Source organism: Caballeronia sp. KNU42 (assembly GCF_053760385.1).
Map to the genome: position 1 here is coordinate 3,431,534 of NZ_CM132388.1, position 13,051 is coordinate 3,444,584.

The 13,051-nt window shown below is 59.6% G+C and carries 13 protein-coding genes; 7 read left to right on the top strand and 6 right to left on the bottom strand.

Going from position 1 to position 13,051, the window contains the following annotated elements; translation table 11 throughout:
- Positions 1-1,152, bottom strand: coding sequence for a Re/Si-specific NAD(P)(+) transhydrogenase subunit alpha (locus ACSOSP_RS15530; RefSeq protein ID WP_455308032.1), 1,152 nt, complete (start codon positions 1,150-1,152; stop codon positions 1-3).
- A gap of 236 nt (positions 1,153-1,388) precedes the next feature.
- Here ACSOSP_RS15530 and ACSOSP_RS15535 point away from each other — a divergent pair, with 236 nt between their 5' ends.
- From ACSOSP_RS15535 to ACSOSP_RS15550, 4 genes are all read left to right on the top strand, one after another.
- Positions 1,389-1,868, top strand: a complete 480-nt coding sequence (locus ACSOSP_RS15535) for an NUDIX hydrolase (protein WP_455308034.1) — start codon at positions 1,389-1,391, stop codon at positions 1,866-1,868.
- Positions 1,869-1,924: 56 nt separating this feature from the next.
- Positions 1,925-3,076: a tRNA 2-thiouridine(34) synthase MnmA gene (gene mnmA / locus ACSOSP_RS15540; RefSeq protein WP_455308036.1), complete on the top strand. Its 1,152-nt coding sequence runs from the start codon at positions 1,925-1,927 to the stop codon at positions 3,074-3,076.
- Between the two features lie 435 nt (positions 3,077-3,511).
- Complete coding sequence (locus ACSOSP_RS15545) at positions 3,512-4,087, top strand: TetR/AcrR family transcriptional regulator (RefSeq protein ID WP_455308038.1); 576 nt, start codon at positions 3,512-3,514, stop codon at positions 4,085-4,087.
- A gap of 656 nt (positions 4,088-4,743) precedes the next feature.
- On the top strand, positions 4,744-5,769 hold the full coding sequence (locus ACSOSP_RS15550; protein WP_455308040.1) for an alpha/beta hydrolase fold domain-containing protein: 1,026 nt from the start codon (positions 4,744-4,746) through the stop codon (positions 5,767-5,769).
- A gap of 86 nt (positions 5,770-5,855) precedes the next feature.
- Here the strand turns inward: ACSOSP_RS15550 and ACSOSP_RS15555 are convergent, their stop codons facing one another.
- The 5 genes from ACSOSP_RS15555 to ACSOSP_RS15575 all read right to left on the bottom strand — a co-directional run bounded on the left by ACSOSP_RS15555 (position 5,856) and on the right by ACSOSP_RS15575 (position 10,543).
- Positions 5,856-6,476: a glutathione S-transferase C-terminal domain-containing protein gene (locus tag ACSOSP_RS15555; protein WP_455308041.1), complete on the bottom strand. Its 621-nt coding sequence runs from the start codon at positions 6,474-6,476 to the stop codon at positions 5,856-5,858.
- A 231-nt stretch (positions 6,477-6,707) separates the two neighbouring features.
- A complete protein-coding gene (locus tag ACSOSP_RS15560) occupies positions 6,708-7,427 on the bottom strand; it encodes a PqiC family protein (RefSeq protein WP_455308043.1) in 720 nt (239 codons plus the stop codon).
- Positions 7,424-9,097, bottom strand: a complete 1,674-nt coding sequence (locus ACSOSP_RS15565; RefSeq protein ID WP_455308045.1) for a PqiB family protein — start codon at positions 9,095-9,097, stop codon at positions 7,424-7,426. Before ACSOSP_RS15565 ends, ACSOSP_RS15560 begins: the two co-directional genes overlap by 4 nt.
- Positions 9,090-9,779, bottom strand: a complete 690-nt coding sequence (locus ACSOSP_RS15570; RefSeq protein ID WP_455308047.1) for a paraquat-inducible protein A — start codon at positions 9,777-9,779, stop codon at positions 9,090-9,092. Before ACSOSP_RS15570 ends, ACSOSP_RS15565 begins: the two co-directional genes overlap by 8 nt.
- Positions 9,776-10,543 carry a paraquat-inducible protein A gene (locus ACSOSP_RS15575; protein ID WP_455308049.1) on the bottom strand — a complete coding sequence of 256 codons (768 nt, stop codon included), beginning with the start codon at positions 10,541-10,543 and terminating at the stop codon, positions 9,776-9,778. The genes ACSOSP_RS15570 and ACSOSP_RS15575 overlap by 4 nt, the downstream gene beginning before the upstream one ends.
- Positions 10,544-11,033: 490 nt before the next feature.
- On the opposite strand from ACSOSP_RS15575, the gene ACSOSP_RS15580 reads away from it, so the two are divergent.
- From ACSOSP_RS15580 to ACSOSP_RS15590, 3 genes are all read left to right on the top strand, one after another.
- Positions 11,034-11,594, top strand: coding sequence for a cytochrome b (locus ACSOSP_RS15580; protein WP_455308050.1), 561 nt, complete (start codon positions 11,034-11,036; stop codon positions 11,592-11,594).
- Positions 11,595-11,751: 157 nt separating this feature from the next.
- Complete coding sequence (locus tag ACSOSP_RS15585) at positions 11,752-12,324, top strand: YceI family protein (protein WP_455308052.1); 573 nt, start codon at positions 11,752-11,754, stop codon at positions 12,322-12,324.
- 60 nt (positions 12,325-12,384) lie between these two features.
- Entirely contained in the window at positions 12,385-12,969 is a 585-nt protein-coding gene (locus ACSOSP_RS15590; RefSeq protein WP_455308054.1) for a YceI family protein, read from the top strand.
- Positions 12,970-13,051 lie beyond the last annotated feature (82 nt).

The following is a 13,051-nucleotide window of genomic DNA, read 5'->3' on the forward strand; positions in this document are numbered from 1 at the left end:
TCAGTCTCCTTTTATCCCGCGCGTGACCTGGCCGTCACGGCACAGGAGCGTCGCGGCGACGATATCGTCGGCCATATCGATGTTCAGCGTCCCTTCCTTCGTCACGATCAGCTTGATGAAATCAAGCAGGTTGCGGGCGTAGAGGGCGGAGGCATCGGCGGCGACCATCGAAGCGAGATTGGTGTAGCCGACCAGATGCACACCATGTTTTGTCACGACCTGATCGACTTCGGTCAGCGGACAATTGCCGCCGCGCCGGCCTTCGAATTCAGGACCGCGTCCCGCCGCCAGATCGATGATGACCGAGCCCGGCTTCATCTGCTGGACGGTTTCTGCTGCAATCAAGGTAGGCGCGGGGCGGCCGGGAATCAGCGCGGTCGCGATGACGATATCGGCTTGCTTTGCCCGTTCGGCGACCAGCACGGATTGCCGGGCGAGCCAGCTTGGCGGCATCGGCCGAGCGTAACCGCCAACGCCGACCGCGGCTTCGCGCTCTTCATCGGTTTCGTAGGGGACTTCGAGGAACTTCGCACCCAGCGATTCGATTTGCTCCTTCACGGCCGGACGCACATCGGACGCTTCGATCACCGCGCCAAGCCGCTTGGCCGTGGCGATAGCCTGCAAGCCTGCCACGCCCGCACCCAGCACGAGCACGCGCGCGGCTTTCACGGTGCCGGCGGCGGTCATCAGCATCGGCATGAAGCGCTGATAGATATTGCTCGCGACCAGCACGGCCTTATACCCGGCGATATTCGCCTGCGACGACAACACGTCCAGGCTCTGTGCCCGTGTAGTACGCGGCGCGGCTTCCAACGCAAAAGCGGTGATGCCGGACGCGGCCAGGCGCGCGTTGTTCTCGGCGTTGAACGGATCGAGCATGCCGGCAATCACCGCGCCGGACTTCAGCAGCAGCAATTCGGCTTCGTTGGGCGAATGAACCTTGAGGACGAGATCAGCGGCGAACGCGGTGTTGGCATCGACGAGTTCGGCGCCGGCAGTGGCGTAGGCATCGTCGATATAACTCGCTGGCACGCCCGCACCGCCCTGCACCGTGACCCGGTGACCTTGCGACACGAGCTTCTTGACCGTCTCCGGCGTGGCGGCGACGCGCGCCTCGTTCGCCCGCGTTTCGGCAGGCACTCCGATATGCATCTTCAATCCTCCTCACGTTCTAGTTTTTGATCTGGCCGTGTGCAGTCGCTCGTGTCTTGCAAGCGGAGACGCCTGTGCACGTGATTAAGCGGATATTTAAGCGAACTTTTAAGCTGCTATTTGCGACTGATCGTCACTGTAACCGAAACATTCGCGAAAAATGACACGATCGGGCAAGAACGTGCGCTCACCCCGCGGGCGACGTAAAAACGCGCAAAACGGTAAAATACCGTCCCATGAAACCAGAACGATGGACTCCGCGAGTCACGGTCGCGGCAATTGTGGAACGGGACGGGCGCTTTCTCGTGATCGAGGAGCACACGTCGGACGGCCTCAAGATTAATCAGCCCGCCGGACATCTGGAAGCCGGAGAAACACTCGTCGACGCCGTGAAGCGCGAGACGCTCGAGGAAACCGCGCACCATTTCGAGCCGCAGGCGCTTGTCGGCACGTATCTCACGCACTTCGAGCGGCCGGGAAGGTCGGTGACGTATTTGCGATTTACGTTTTGCGGTACGACGTCGGGCGAAGTGCCGGGCATGACGCTGGACTCGGGCATCGTGCGGACGCTGTGGCTCACCGCCGACGAATTGCGCGCGTGCGCCGACCGGCACAGGTCGCCGGCCGTGCTGGAATGCCTCGATCATTACCTCGCCGGGCGGCGCGTGCCGCTCGACTTCATTCATACGCACTCGGTCGCACCGAGTGCAGGTTAGCGGTTTGGGCTTGGGCTGGAACTCATCAGCTTCAGGCCAGTAACGCAGAGATCAACATGAGCAAGGCCGGAAAACAGAAAGTCGTGGTGGGCATGTCGGGTGGCGTGGATTCGTCGGTCACCGCATGGCTGCTCAAGGAGCAGGGCTACGACGTGATCGGCCTGTTCATGAAGAACTGGGAAGATGACGACGACAGCGAATACTGTTCGACGCGGCAGGACTGGATCGACGTGGTGTCGGTGGCGGACCTGATCGGCATCGACGTGGAAGCGGTCAACTTCGCCGCCGAATACAAGGATCGCGTGTTCGCGGAGTTCTTGCGGGAGTATTCGGCCGGCCGTACGCCGAATCCGGACGTGTTGTGCAACGCCGAAATCAAGTTCAAGGCTTTCCTCGACCACGCCATGTCGCTGGGCGGGGAGACGATTGCGACGGGGCACTACGCCCGTGTACGCGAGCGTGACGGGCTCTTCGAACTGCTCAAAGCCACCGATTCGACCAAGGATCAGTCGTACTTTTTGCATCGGCTGAATCAGGCGCAGTTGTCGAAGACGCTGTTTCCTCTCGGCGAGATGCCGAAGACAAAGGTGCGCGAAATCGCGGCGCAGATCGGTTTGCCGAACGCGGCGAAGAAGGATTCCACGGGTATTTGTTTTATCGGCGAACGGCCGTTTCGCGAGTTCCTGAACCGTTATCTGCCGACGCAACCCGGTCCGATGAAAACACCCGACGGCAAGGTAATCGGCGAGCATGTCGGGCTGGCGTTCTATACGTTCGGTCAGCGTAAAGGTATCGGTCTCGGCGGCAGCAAGGACGGCAGCGGCGACCCGTGGTTCGTCGCGGGCAAGGACATGGCCTCGAACACGTTGTACGTGGTGCAGGGACATGACCATCCGTGGCTGCTGTCGCACTCGCTCGTGGCCGGCAATACCAGTTGGGTCGCGGGCGCCGCGCCGGTCGAAGGCACCGTTTGCGCGGCCAAGACGCGGTATCGGCAATCGGACGCGCCTTGCGTGGTGGGAGCGTCGGGTCCGGCGGATGGCAGCTTCGAACTCCGTTTCGACGATGCCCAATGGGCCGTCACGCCAGGACAATCGGCTGTGCTCTATCAGGGCGATGTGTGTCTGGGCGGAGGGATTATTGAATCTGCCGCGACTGCGCAGCCTGCGCGACGCGACGCGGGAGCCGCGCTGCTCACGGCGCGATAGGCTTCTTCTTTCTGTACCTCACGCTGGTTGGAAGCGGGCTGCGGCCCGCTGCGTTATTGCGCCGACCTGGGCAGGACACACGCACAAAACACGTACAAATCAGTAATTCACAAAAAATCGGTACATACCCGGTGAATTTTGGATGCCTTCTGAACAGCCCAGAGGGAAAAAATCGGTGCTACCCGGTGAAAAGCTGGTGAAAAACGGGTGAAAGAACAATGCAAAAACGTACAAAGATCTTGACTATCTATCTTCTAGTAGATAAATTACTGCCATGGAAGGTGCTGGGCACGATGAAACGATGACGCGCAAGACGAAACAACACGGCGTACCTGAGATTGGCGCTGCGAGACCGAGTGCGTTGATCGGATCATCACGCGGCGCAGCGAGGCTACGAGCGCAACAACCCTACGGAAGCAGCAAGCCAAATCCAAAATGATCACTGACAAAACCCCCGACAAGAATACCGTGCGCGAGCAATTGCTTGATCACGCGCAGGTTTTGCTGATGACCCGCGGCTACAACGGTTTCAGTTATCGGGATTTGTCGACGCTGGTCGGCGTGAAGACGTCGAGCATTCATTATTACTTCCCGTCGAAGGAAGATCTGGTGCTCGAAGCGGTGAATACGTACAGCGCGGATGTCATGTCGTCTATTTACGCCATCGACAGCTCCGCCTCCGCCGAGAAAAAACTCGACCGGTACGTAAAGCTGTTTGGGAAAATCGTGGGCGAGGGCGATCAGGTTTGTCTTTGCGGGATGCTTGCCGCCGATATTGAATCACTTCCCGAAGGTATCCGTCATGCGGTTCAGGCTTTCTTTAAAGCTAACGAAACCTGGTTGGCCAAGGTGCTGGCCGAAGGGGAGAAGCAAGAAACGCTGAGGCTGAACGGAAAGCCTGATGCGACGGCGCGCGCATTGTTTGCGGCTTATCAGGGCAGTCTCCTAGCCTGTCGTCTGTTCCACACGAAGGTACGTCTGGATGAGGTCACTCAAACAGTGAAACGCTAATTCACGATGTGAGTGGAAACGCAGTGCTTAGCTTGGAAATCGATGTATTCGCCGTTGCCCTGCCGGCATCGTTGGGAATATTGTTAATAATGATTAAGCGTGTTCCAAATTTCGCATTTATAGGGTTATCTATCTTCAGGTAGGTAGATTTTGATTGCCGATTTTAAATGAAGCCAAGTTATTTAGAAGTTATTTTTACCGTCATCAAAGAGTCGCCGAAAGGGCAGTCCGTCAAGTTGCGACGTCGCACGTAAATGGTGAATCGATATCGACGATTTTGCTTTTTAGCCGATCGGTTGGACTAGCGGTGCACTGCGACCGGCGTCGTTAATTGTTTGGACGCTTGTCGAGCGCCGGCAAGTGGTCGCTCGCATGGATTTTGGGCTGGCTTTTGCGCTGGAAAACAAAAGGGTTTGTTTAGTTATGTGCTGAGCTACGTACTGAGTTATATCGTTATCTATCTATGAGTAGATAAAATTTGGGTGTTTCGTCCGCGTTTCCAAATGATTTGTCCGTGTTTTACCGCGTCGTTTTCAGTATTCCGTGTTTCAGCCGTCTTGCGTCCCAAGTCGCAGGCAGCCGCAGGCATTACCCGTCTCACCCACCCGCAACAACCGGCCTCTCACCCGGCATCCATTCACTAACAGGAGTGAACCATGTACAAGCTCAAGTCCTTCGCCATCGCCTCCGTGGTTGCTGCATTGTTCGGAGCAAGCGCCGTAGCGCACGCCGCGCCGGTGCTCGAACCCGTGACGCAGCAGTTTATCGACGCGCTCACGGCGCAAAAAGGACCGCCAATCTACACCCTGTCCCCCGCCGATGCTCGTAACGTTCTCGCTGGCGCTCAGTCGCAACCGGTATCGAAGGAAGCCGCGCAGATCGAGGACCGCGTGATCGATGCAGGCCCGACGGGCAAGATCGCGATCCGTATCGTGCGTCCCGCCCACGCCAAGGGCGTGCTGCCCGTGATCATGTATTTCCATGGCGGTGGTTGGGTGCTGGGCGACAAGAATACGCACGATCGCCTGATCCGCGAGATCGCGAACGGCGCGCAGGCCGCGGTGATCTTCGTGGATTACGATCGCTCGCCGGAGACGAAATTTCCCGTGCCGACGCAAGAGGCCTACGCCGCCACGCGTTACGTAGCTGAGCATGCAAAGCAGTTCAACGTCGATGCAACCCGTATGGCCGTGGCGGGCGATAGCGTCGGCGGTAACATGGCAGCCGCTGTCACGTTGATGGCGAAAGAGCAGGGCGGCCCGGCGCTGCGTTACCAAGTATTGTTCTACCCGGTCACCGATGCGAATTTCGACGACGGCTCGTACAACGAATTCGCCGATGGTCCGTGGCTCACCAAAAACGCGATGAAATGGTTCTGGGACGCCTACGCGCCGAACGCCGCCGATCGGGACAAAATCACCGCGTCGCCGTTGCGCGCATCGCTTGATCAGTTGAAGGGCTTGCCGCCCGCGCTCGTCATCACTGATGAAAACGACGTGCTGCGCGACGAAGGCGAGGCGTATGCGCGCAAGCTGTCACAGGCTGGCGTCCGGGTGACGGCGGTGCGCTATGCCGGCACGATCCACGACTTTGTCATGCTCAACGCGCTGGCCAACACCCCGGCCACGCGCGCGGCGATCGACCAGGCGAATACCGTGCTGAGGAAGGCGCTGGCGAAATAAGCGGTACGCGGCAGCTATTCGCCGCGACAAGCAAAAGCCCCACGCGTGGGGCTTTTCAAATCATGCTCACGGGCGCGAAAAAAACCTCAGCTACCGTCGGTCAGCAATGTATCGATGAAAGACTGGCGCTGCGACAAACGCTGAAGGTGCTTATCCAGATTGGGATATTCCTCGCGCCAGTTCAGCTCGGGCGTCCGAAAATCGAGATATCCGAGCGCGCAACCGCAGGCGATATCGGCGAGGGTGAAGTGATTCGCCGAACACCAATGCTTGGCGGCGAGCCCTTTTGACATGGCCTTGAGGCCGTCGTCAATCTTGCGCTGTTGGCGCACCACCCATGCCTCGTTGCGCTGCCCTTCCTCGCGCTGGGTAGTCTCCAGGCGAATCAGGACGGCGGCGTCGAGCATGCCGTCGGCGAGTGCTTCCCAGCATCGCACTTCCGTGCGTTCGCGGCGTTCCTGCGGCAGCAGTTTGCCGACCGGGGTGAGCGTGTCGACGTATTCGCAGATCACGCGAGAATCGAAAACGGCTTCGCCATCGTCCAGGATCAGGCACGGCACTTTGCCGAGCGGATTGAAACTATGGATTTTCGAATCGGATGCCCAGACGTTTTCGAGCACCAGTTCGCAGTCGATTTTCTTTTCTGCCATCACAATCCGCGTCTTTCGGACGTACGGGCTGGTGAGCGAACCGATCAGTTTCATCATCTGTGTTGTCGTTTCTGCAATAAGTAGTCACGGAGATGGATCTTAACCGCCCGGACGCGCGCCGACTGAAATTTCAAGATGGCGGCGTTGTGGTCGGGCGACAAAAAACCCGGCGCACCTTTCGGTGCAACCGGGTTGCTGTCCCGGAGCCCGGAGTCGCGCTCCTGACAGGGGCTTCGGCTTCTACGCCGCGTCCTGTCAAGACCTAGCGCGCAACCATGTCAGCCATATTTATTGTGCTGGCGCAGCCGCGTTTGCCGACATGGCGGCGGCAGGACAGGGAAGCACCGCCGGCACGCGAGCCGCGACTTTTCCGGACTTGCCGGCCGTGGCGGAAGAAGACACGGGCACAGGCACCGCGCTCACCGTCCGAACCCCGGCGGAAATCTCGCTGGCGAGTTGATCGACCGCTCGCCGATGCCCTGCCACCAGCGCGTCATATCCTGCATCGACAGTTTGTTGGGCCACCGTCCGGCACGTCAGGACAGCCTCGTTATTCACGCCGCGCACGCTCCAGACGGCATCGATCAACGCGCGCCGGCCCGGCGACGACTCGAAGCGCTGGACATTCACCTTGACGCGATACACCGCCACGCCCTCCGGATGCGGCGTGCCGTAAACGTCGATGGCGCCCGTTTGCTGCGACAAGTCCGCCGACAGCGCGCGCCGGACTTCATCGGCGGGAAGGGACGCCCAGCGCTCGTCCTCGAGCACGCGGACTTGCGCCGAACCGTCCTGCACGACCATCTGGTTCTTCGCGACTTGCGGCGGCATGTCCACCGGCGACACTTCCAAATAGAACGAAGCGGGCGCGGCCGTTTTCGTCGTGGCGTCGCTGCCACCGAGCGTGTAGAAGCGGCTGACCGGCGAACTGCTGCACGCTGCGAGCGCGGCGACCAGGCCTATTGCCGACACCCCGCCGACGGCCCTCAATACTTTGGCCAAGCTCATGGCTTATCTCCTGGTTTTCCACGCACGAGCGATTCCGGATGACGTTCCAGATAATCGGAGAGCGCGTTGAGCGATTGCAGCGTCCGCGTGAGTTCCTGCAGCGCCTGATGAACATCCGATTGCAGCGGCGAATCCTGCTGCAGCGTGCTTTGCGCCTCGCCGAACGTTTTCCGCGCGGCGGTGAGCGTGTCGCGCGCTTCGGGCACAACTTCCGTACCGAGCTGGTTAAAGAGGTTGTTCGCGTTCTTCAGCGCGCTGTTCAGGTTGTTGCCAATATCGTCGAAGGGAATCTTGTCCAGCTTCTTCGCGATATCCGCCACCTGCAGTTGCAGTTCGTCGAGCGTATTGGGCACGGTCGGCAACTCGAGCGGATTGGCCGTCGGGTCTACCGTGACTTTGGCCGCTTTCGGGAAGACATCGAGTGCGACATACAGCTGCCCGGTCAGCAGGTTGCCGGTACGCAACTGTCCGCGCAAACCGTTCGACACCAGTTTCTGCAGCAATTCCTGTCCGGCAACGGTGTTCTGACGCGGCACCGAGTCCCGGAAACGCTTACCCAGCCGGTCCGGATAGATATTCATGGTCACCGGCATCTGGAAGCTGCGCGTCTTCGGGTCGTATTCGATTCCGATACCCGTCACGCTGCCGAGCAGGATGCCGCGGAAATCGATGGGTGCGCCCACCGCCAGACCACGCAGCGACTGGTTGAAATTCATGACGACGCGAATCGGCTGGCCGTCCGGATCGCGCATGGCGTCCTGTTCGTCGGAACCGAGCCGGAAGGTCATGTTGTCAGGCGCCTGCTCCCCGGGCTCCTGGTTCGGCGGCGTCTGGAACGCAATTCCGCCCAGCACGACGGTCGCCAGAGACTGCGTGTTCAGCTTGAAGCCGCTTGCATCCAGCCGCAGGTCGACGCCGCTTGCGTGCCACCAGCGCGAATTCGTCCCGACATACTGATCGTACGGCGCGTTCACGAACACTTGCATGGTGACGCCCGTGCCGTCCTTGTCGAGTGAAAATCCGACTACCTGACCGACCTGCACGCGCCGGTAATAGATAGGTGAGCCGATATCGATGGACCCCAGCGACTCACCGCGCAGGGTGAACTGCCGTCCTTTTTGATCGCCGGTCACGGCGGGCGGGGTTTCGAGCCCGACAAAATGGGTCTCGTCCTCTTTGGACTTCCCTGCATCCACGCCGATATACGCACCGGACAACAACGTGCCGAGCCCTGTCACGCCGCTTGCCGCCACGCGTGGACGCACGACCCAGAAGCGTGAGTCTTTCACCGCGAAGTCCTCGGCGACCTTGGTCAACTGGACATCGACGAGCACGCGCGAGTGGTCTTTCGACAGCGTGATCTCCTTGACCGTGCCGACATCGACGTCCTTGTACTTAACCTTGGTCTTGCCCGTCTCCAGGCCTTCGGCGCTCACGAAGCTGATGGTGATCGTCGGTCCACGTCCCGATACCGACTTCACCACCAGCGCAATGCCGATCAGCGCGGCGATGAGCGGAATCACCCAGACGAGCGACGGTATCCAGCGGCTGCGCGGCTCGATCACCGGTTCCGGGAGATTGGGCGGCAAGCCACCGCCGCCGCCCGCGTTTCGCGACGGCTCGTTCGGGCCTTTGACGGCGTTGTTCGAAGGACCTTGCGGGCTAGTCATGTTTCTTTCCTGAAGGTTCGATGTGATCCCACATCAGTCGCGGGTCGAATTGCATGGAGGCCAGCATGGTGAGCACCACCACGCAGCCGAACGCAAGCGCGCCCGGCCCTGGCGTGATGACGGCGAGTGAACCGAAGCGCACGAGCGCCACGGTCAGTGTCACGACAAAGACATCAAGCATTGACCATCGGCCGATTTTTTCGACGATTCTGTACAACGTCGTGCGCTGGCGAGGTCGCCACTTGGAGCCCGTTTGCGTAGCCCAGGTGAGAAACGCCAGCGTGCCGAGCTTGAGCATCGGCACGAGAATGCTGGCGATAAATATGATGGCGGAGAGCGGATAGTCGCCATCGTTCCAGAACATCGCCACGCCGCTCATGATCGTGTCGTCTTCGGAACCGACAATCGACGAGGTATGCAGCACCGGATACAAATTCGCCGGAATGTACAGGATCGCGGCGGACAACAGCAACGCCCAGGTGCGCGCGACCGCGTCCGGATTTCGGCGATGCAGCGGCGAGCCGCAGCGTACGCAAAGCTGGTGCTCGACCGTGAACACGCGCTTTTGCACGCGGCTGCACGCGTGGCAGGCGATCAGCCCTGCCTCCTTGGCCGTCGTGAATAACGGTTCGGGCGCGTCGGCGCCTTCGGGAGCGCTTAAGGTCTCGGGCGTGTCGGTCATGGCTTAGTCCCTGGAGCGGCTGCATCGGGCGGCGCGGCTTGCTCTGGCGCGTACGGATGCAGCGGATCGGATGACGGCGTGGCAAGGTTATCGGTCGAATAAGCCGATACCGGGCCGGACCGCAGGCCGCCGAAAGGCGTATAGCGCAACGGTCCGTGACCACCGACGCGCTCGGCGATGTCCCACAGCGCGCGGGGGTCGAAAGTGAGAATCACCGCGAACAGCAAGGTCAGCGCGCCGAATGCGAATAGCGCCGCCTCCGGAATCACGCGGGCGATGCTCACCATTTTCACGAGCGTGACCAGGATTCCAAGCATGAACACTTCGATCATTCCCCACGGCCGCACGAACTGAATCGCGCGCAGCACCTGGCTGAAGCCGGCCGGGATGAAACCCGCGCGCAAGGGCACGAGCAGATACAGCATTGCAACCAGTTCGGTGAGCGGAAAGAGGATGGTCGCGCAAAAAACCATGGTGGCGATCACTTCCATGTTCTCGCCCCACAACGCGACGATTGCACCAATCAGGGTCGTTTGCGACGTAATACCGTTCGTTTCCAGTTCCACGATAGGAAAAGCCTGCGCGATCAAAAACGTGATCAGCGCGGCGAGCGTGATGGAGCAAAGCTTGTCCAGATTCGACGACACGCTCTGGTAGAGCGTGGCGCCGCAGCGCGTGCATTTCGCGGAACTGCGGGAAGGCAGTGCGCGCTTATGAAACAGCGTGTCGCATTCGTGGCACGCGATCAGATCGTCTTCTTCCATAGGCGGAATACTGGACTCGTATTGGCGTGTTGTTTTAGTGTCTTGAACGTCACGGTTCCGGAGCGGCTGCATAACAGAGCAAGGGCCGGGCCACCGGGCATGGTAACAAACGGCGGGCTGCCACGCGGAAGAAGCGCGGAGACCCGATTCACCGTCCTGTCACAGAAGGCGCTGAGGCATGGGCCCATGCCGGTTGGCGGACTCCGGTTGACTCCTCGCACGGATGTAATCCCGAATGGAATTGTCGGCGTGCGTGGCTCGTTAACCTGAGTGCCGGTCTGCAAACGAGCCTGGATAACAAGCCACCGATACCAGATTTGTAACGCGGGCGCGGACGAATCGGCAACTATTTCTTTAGCGAAAAGCCGGTTTTTACTTGTTCGGGTAGGATGGCGGCCTTGAGACCTTATCGTCGGGTTAGTGCGGATACCGCGCGATACATCGCTTGGGGTCAAGTCATCAATTGCGCATTTTTTCTGGTGGACCACGTATGGAACGCAGCCCGAACTTCGCCAACTCCGACAGCTACAGCCGGACCGCGATCGGCCTTCACTGGCTGATCGCGCTGCTGATTGTATGCGGCTTCTATCTTGGCTGGATCATGACCGATATTCCCGGTTTCACGCCAACCAAGCTCAAATACTTCTCCTGGCACAAGTGGATCGGCGTGACGGTGTTCGCGCTCGCCGTCGTGCGCGTGCTCTGGCGCGCCACGCATGCGGCGCCGGCCATGCCGCGGCGCATTCCCGCGTGGCAAAAAGGTGTCGCCCACCTCACGCACTTTCTGCTGTACGCGCTGATGCTGGTGATTCCGGCGTCCGGCTATCTCTATAGCTCGGCGGCCGGCATTCAGGTCGTGTATCTCGGGCTGGTGCCACTGCCGACGATCATCGGACCGGATACCGCGTTGAAAGCCACGCTGAAGATGGTTCATATCTACCTGAATTACACGCTGCTCGTGCTTGTTGCCATGCACGTATTGGCGGCGTTGAAGCATCATTTCGTCGATCGTGACGGTTTGCTCGCCCGCATGATTCCGTTCCTTCGGTAAGCGTCCGGTAAGTACTGCCCGGTTCGCACTCATCGGAAATCAGGTGCAATTGATTCCTTGTTGTTGATAGCCAGTTTCCTCCGCACAGGTTGCGCCGGATTGCGTTTGACTCTTCAATAGCGGCTTGGCCGGTTTTCCCGGTGGCCTCAGGACATACATGAAACACGCGAAATTTTCCCGTTGGTTGCTTGCAGGCATTTGCTCCGCATCGCTGGTCGCGGCGGTTTCCGCGTTTGCCCAAGCCCAGGTCGACACGACCAAAAGCACGGTGACGGCGACATCGAAGCAAATGAACGTGCCTGTCGAAGGCAAGTTCAAGAAGTTCACCGCGCAACTCGACTTCGATCCGGCCAAGCCGGCGGCCGGCAGCGCGAATCTGACCATCGATACGAGCAGCTACGACCTCGGCGATGACAGCTACAACAAGCAGGCGACCGACAAGGACTGGTTCGATACGGCCCATTTCCCGACGGCTACGTTTGTTTCAACGGCCATCGCGCCGGCCGGCGGCACGAAGTTCAACGTCAGCGGCAAGCTGACCATCAAGGGTAAATCGCAGAACGTCACCGTGCCGGTCACCGTCACGAGCCAGGGCGCGACGCAAACCTTCGATGGCGCGTTGCCCATCAAACGTACGCAGTTCGATGTCGGCTCGGGCGAATGGAAGGACACATCGGTTGTCGCCGACGAAGTCGTCATCAAGTTCCACCTCGTCGCGGCCAAGAAATAAGCCACGCGGTAAGCCAAGAAATAATCGTTCATCGATCATCACATTCATCCAGGAAAACTCATGAAAAAGACCCTTTTGTTTGCAGCCGCCGGCGCGCTTTTCGCGGCCCTTTCGTTCAACGCGATGGCTGAAGAAGCCACGTATCAGCTCGATCCGAGCCACACGTCCCCGAGCTTCGAAGCTGACCACTTTGGCGGCCTCTCGGTTTGGCGCGGCAAGTTCACGAAGAGCAGCGGCACCGTGACGCTCGATCGCGCTGCGAAGACGGGTACGCTGGAAGCGACCATCGACATGACGTCGGTCGATATCGGCAATGAAAAGCTGAATGGTGAACTGAAGAGCGCGCAATTCTTCGACACCGACAAGTTCCCGACGGCGACCTACAAGGGCACGTCGATGAAGTTCAAGGGCGATGTGCCGGTTGAAGTGATCGGCGAGCTGACGCTGCATGGCGTGACGAAGCCGGTGAACCTGAAGATCGAATCGTTCAAATGCATCATGCATCCGATGCTGAAGAAGGAAGTGTGCGGCACGGAATCGACGGGTACGTTCGATCGCGGCGACTTCGGCGTGGACTACGGAAAGGCATATGGCTTCAAGATGAAGACGACGCTGCATATTCAAGCCGAAGGCGTGAAGCAGTAAGCCGGACGTTTTTCCCGCTGGATAAGAAAACCGCTTCAGACTGAAGCGGTTTTTTTTCGCACCCGGTATTGCGAGGATATCG

Excerpts from the sequence above, each read along its gene's own strand:
- ACSOSP_RS15530 (WP_455308032.1), bottom strand. The coding sequence starts at position 1,152 with ATGCATATCGGAGTGCCTGCCGAAACGCGGGCGAACGAGGCGCGCGTC.
- ACSOSP_RS15535 (WP_455308034.1), top strand. The coding sequence starts at position 1,389 with ATGAAACCAGAACGATGGACTCCGCGAGTCACGGTCGCGGCAATTGTG.
- mnmA (WP_455308036.1), top strand. The coding sequence starts at position 1,925 with ATGAGCAAGGCCGGAAAACAGAAAGTCGTGGTGGGCATGTCGGGTGGC.
- ACSOSP_RS15545 (WP_455308038.1), top strand. The coding sequence starts at position 3,512 with ATGATCACTGACAAAACCCCCGACAAGAATACCGTGCGCGAGCAATTG.
- ACSOSP_RS15550 (WP_455308040.1), top strand. The coding sequence starts at position 4,744 with ATGTACAAGCTCAAGTCCTTCGCCATCGCCTCCGTGGTTGCTGCATTG.
- ACSOSP_RS15555 (WP_455308041.1), bottom strand. The coding sequence starts at position 6,476 with ATGATGAAACTGATCGGTTCGCTCACCAGCCCGTACGTCCGAAAGACG.
- ACSOSP_RS15560 (WP_455308043.1), bottom strand. The coding sequence starts at position 7,427 with ATGAGCTTGGCCAAAGTATTGAGGGCCGTCGGCGGGGTGTCGGCAATA.
- ACSOSP_RS15565 (WP_455308045.1), bottom strand. The coding sequence starts at position 9,097 with ATGACTAGCCCGCAAGGTCCTTCGAACAACGCCGTCAAAGGCCCGAAC.
- ACSOSP_RS15570 (WP_455308047.1), bottom strand. The coding sequence starts at position 9,779 with ATGACCGACACGCCCGAGACCTTAAGCGCTCCCGAAGGCGCCGACGCG.
- ACSOSP_RS15575 (WP_455308049.1), bottom strand. The coding sequence starts at position 10,543 with ATGGAAGAAGACGATCTGATCGCGTGCCACGAATGCGACACGCTGTTT.
- ACSOSP_RS15580 (WP_455308050.1), top strand. The coding sequence starts at position 11,034 with ATGGAACGCAGCCCGAACTTCGCCAACTCCGACAGCTACAGCCGGACC.
- ACSOSP_RS15585 (WP_455308052.1), top strand. The coding sequence starts at position 11,752 with ATGAAACACGCGAAATTTTCCCGTTGGTTGCTTGCAGGCATTTGCTCC.
- ACSOSP_RS15590 (WP_455308054.1), top strand. The coding sequence starts at position 12,385 with ATGAAAAAGACCCTTTTGTTTGCAGCCGCCGGCGCGCTTTTCGCGGCC.